This window comes from Propionivibrio sp., from assembly GCF_017995515.1.
In the GTDB taxonomy this organism is placed as follows: Bacteria; Pseudomonadota; Gammaproteobacteria; order Burkholderiales; family Rhodocyclaceae; genus Propionivibrio.
The window spans coordinates 1-2755 of sequence record NZ_JAGOIT010000031.1 but is presented as its reverse complement, the minus strand read 5'-3'; the positions used below and the strand labels follow the sequence as shown (position 1 = coordinate 2755).

3 protein-coding genes are annotated in these 2755 nt (G+C 64.9%); 1 reads left to right on the top strand and 2 read right to left on the bottom strand.

The genetic code is table 11. The annotated features are described in order from the left end of the window. The coding region (locus KBA32_RS07010) for a PhzF family phenazine biosynthesis protein (RefSeq protein WP_294356890.1) at window positions 1-708 on the top strand (708 nt) is incomplete at its 5' end. Between the two features lie 21 nt (window positions 709-729). On the opposite strand, the gene ahpF is transcribed toward KBA32_RS07010, so the two are convergent. Together ahpF and KBA32_RS07000 are read right to left on the bottom strand one after the other, a co-directional pair. Continuing rightward, complete coding sequence (gene ahpF / locus KBA32_RS07005; protein ID WP_294356888.1) at window positions 730-2289, bottom strand: alkyl hydroperoxide reductase subunit F; 1560 nt, start codon at window positions 2287-2289, stop codon at window positions 730-732. Window positions 2290-2368: 79 nt separating this feature from the next. Beyond that, the coding region (locus KBA32_RS07000) for a redoxin domain-containing protein (RefSeq protein WP_294356887.1) at window positions 2369-2755 on the bottom strand (387 nt) is incomplete at its 5' end.

Genomic DNA, 2755 nt, shown 5'->3' with positions numbered 1-2755 from the left:
CATTGGCTCGACGACGGGCTGCTGCAGGCGATCGCCGAGGAGAACAATCTCTCGGAGACGGCATTCTTCGTGCCGTCGGCCAGGGGCTTCGAGCTGCGCTGGTTCACGCCGGTCAAGGAGATCGACCTGTGCGGGCACGCGACGCTGGCGTCAGCGCACGTCCTGTTCGAAATCCTCGGCCACACGAAACCGATGGCCACCTTCGAGACCAAGAGCGGCGACCTCTTCGTGCGCAAGAACGGCGCGCTGATCGAAATGGACTTCCCGGCGAATCCGCCCGTCGCCTGCAATGCCGTGCCGGAACTCCTGCGCGCCAGTCTCAGCCGAACGCCGACCGAGGTCCTGGTCGCCGATGTCTATGTCGCGGTCTTCGACAGCGAGACGGCCGTACGCTCGATCCGCCCCGATCACTCGCTGCTCAGCCACCTCGACCTGCGCGCGGTGATCGTCACGGCACCGGGAGAGGACGTCGACTTCGTCAGCCGATACTTCTCGCCCAAGATGGGCATTCCCGAAGATCCGGTGACCGGCGCCGCGCACTGCAAGCTGGCGCCGTACTGGGCCAAACGGCTGGGCAAGGAGCGGCTGACCGCGCGGCAGGTTTCACGGCGCGGCGGTGAACTGATCTGCGAGATGAAAAATGACCGCGTCCTGATTTCAGGGGCCGCGGTCACGGTGATGGAGACGAGGCTCAGCTTCGAGCGCTGAGCTCCGAAACGGGCGTCCCGATCAGGCCGGCGCCGAGGTGCGGATCAGGTGATCGAAGGCGCCGAGCGACGCTTTCGCCCCCTCGCCCATGGCGATGATGATCTGCTTGTAGGGCACGGTCGTGCAGTCGCCGGCCGCGAAGACACCGGGCAGCGACGTCTGTCCGCGCGCATCGACCTCGATCTCGCCGCGCGGCGAGAGCTTGATCGTGCCCTTGAGCCAGTCGGTGTTCGGCAGAAGGCCGATCTGCACGAAGATGCCTTCAAGATCGATCCTGTGCACTTCGTCGCTCGCCCGGTCCTTGTACACGAGGCCGTTCACCTTCTCGCCGTCGCCGCTCACTTCGCTGGTCAGCGCGTTGAGGATCACGTTGACGTTGGGCAGGCTGTAGAGCTTTTTCTGCAGCACCGCGTCGGCGCGCAGGAAGGTGTCGAACTCGATCAGCGTCACGTGTGCGACGATGCCGGCGAGGTCGATCGCTGCCTCGACGCCCGAGTTGCCGCCGCCGATCACCGCGACGCGCTTGCCCTTGAACAGCGGACCGTCGCAGTGCGGGCAGTAGGCGACGCCGCGCGTTTTGTACTCCTGCTCGCCCGGCACGTTCATGTTGCGCCAGCGCGCGCCGGTCGAGAGGATCACCGACTTGGCCTTCAAGACCGCGCCGCTGGCGAGCCGGATTTCGTTCAGGCCGTCCGCACCCTGCGAGAGCACCTCGGCGCGTTGCAGGTTCATGATGTCGACGTTGTATTCCTTGACGTGCTGTTCAAGCCCGGCCGCCAGCTTCGGGCCGTCGGTCTCCTTGACCGAGATGAAGTTCTCGATCGCCAGCGTGTCGAGCACCTGGCCGCCGAAACGCTCGGCGACGACGCCGGTGCGCACGCCCTTTCGCGCGGCGTAGATCGCCGCTGCCGCGCCGGCCGGCCCGCCGCCGACGACGAGCACGTCAAACGTATCCTTGGCCGCGAGCTTCTCGGCTTCGCGCGCCGCGGCGCCGGTGTCGATCCTGGCGATGATCTCTTCGAGCGTCATGCGCCCCTGGCCGAACGGCTCGCCGTTCAGGAAGACCGTGGGGACAGCCATGATCTTGCGTTCGTTCACTTCGTCCTGGAACAGCGCGCCGTCGATCATCGTGTGGCTGATGCCGGGGTTGAGCACCGACATGAGATTCAGCGCCTGCACGACGTCCGGGCAGTTGTGGCAGGAGAGCGAAATGAAGGTCTCGAAGTGGAATTTCCCGGGGATGGCCTTGATCTGTTCGATGACTTCCGGCTCGACCTTCGGCGGATGCCCGCCGGTTTGCAGCAACGCCAGCACCAGCGACGTGAATTCGTGCCCCATCGGGATGCCCGCGAAGGCGATGCGCGGCGCCTCGCCCGGCCGCGTGACGGCGAACGAAGGCTTGCGCGTATCGCTGCCGTCGTTGCGTACGCTGACCTTGTGGGAAGCCGTGGCGATGTCGTCGAGCAGCGAGCGTACTTCCTGCGCCTTGTCGCTGTCGTCGAGCGTCGCGATCAGTTCGATGGGTTGCTGAAGTCGCTCAAGGTAAGCCTTGAGCTGCGTCTTGATGGTGGCGTCGAGCATTTTCTTGTTCTCCCAATGTTCCTGAAAAAAACCGCAACGGGCACAGAGCCTGTGCGCGTCGCGGCCGGTGTTGCCGGACTTAGATCTTGCCGACGAGGTCGAGCGACGGAGCCAGCGTGGCTTCACCCGGCGTCCACTTGGCCGGGCAGACTTCACCCGGGTGCGAGGCGACGTACTGGGCGGCCTGGATCTTGCGCTTGAGTTCCTTGGCGTCGCGGCCGATGCCCAGATCGTGAATTTCGCAAACCTTGATCACGCCTTCCGGGTTGATGACGAAGGTGCCGCGCAGCGCCAGGCCTTCTTCCTCGATCATCACGCCGAAGTTGCGGGTGATCGCGCCGGTCGGGTCGCCGATCATCGGGTACTTGATCTTCTTGATCGTGTCCGAAGCGTCGTGCCAGGCCTTGTGCGTGAAGTGCGTGTCGGTCGACACCGAGTACACCTCGACGCCCATCTTCTGGTAGTC